The organism is Amycolatopsis sp. SID8362 (genome assembly GCF_010550475.1).
GTDB classification, from domain to species: Bacteria; Actinomycetota; Actinomycetes; order Mycobacteriales; family Pseudonocardiaceae; genus Amycolatopsis; species Amycolatopsis eburnea.
This window is the reverse complement of sequence record NZ_JAAGNB010000613.1, coordinates 1-588: the sequence shown is the minus strand read 5'-3', so window position 1 is coordinate 588 and position 588 is coordinate 1. Positions and strand designations below refer to the sequence as shown.

Here is a 588-nt window from a genome sequence, read left to right as displayed (position 1 = left end):
TCGACGACGCCGTCGTGCTGCTCACTCCGGACGGCCCTGACCCGGCGGGGGTCCGGGCGTTGCTGCCGTAGGAGGGCGGCGGTGCTGGTCACCCGTGCAGGGTGTGGCTGGGCGGGCAGCCGTACACCCGTTTGTGCGCGGCCGCGAACCGGCCGGGGTGCGGGAAACCCCAGCGGATCGCGATGGCGGTCACCGTGTCGCCCCGGGCCGGGTCGGCGGCGACCAGGTCGTCGTGGGCGCGGGCGAGCCGGACCAGCCGCAGGTACTGCAGCGGCGTCAGGTCGTGGTGGCGGGCGAAGGCGTACTGCAGCGCCCTCGGCGTCACGTGGCAGGCGCGGGCGATGTCGCCCAGCCCGATGTCGGTGTGCGCGTGCTCGTGGACGAAGTCCTCGGCGCGCCGCAGGGTGTCCGGGGCGGCCGGGCCGTCACCGGGGGACGCCGCGTTCGGGAACACCGCCAGCGCGGTCGCCGCGAGCATACGGGTGGCCTGGCCGATGAGCAGCGGGCTCGACGCCGTCTCGTCGTCGTCCAGCAGGCCGCGGACGAACGCCGTCGCGCGCTGCCAGTGCCCGGCCGCGGCCGCCGAGC

At 76.5% G+C, this 588-nt stretch carries 1 protein-coding gene; it reads right to left on the bottom strand.

The window, feature by feature from the left end; all coding sequences use genetic code 11:
- Positions 1 to 88 precede the first annotated feature (88 nt).
- A partial coding sequence (locus G3I65_RS18915) for a helix-turn-helix transcriptional regulator (RefSeq protein WP_160697286.1) occupies positions 89 to 588 on the bottom strand: 500 nt, incomplete at its 5' end.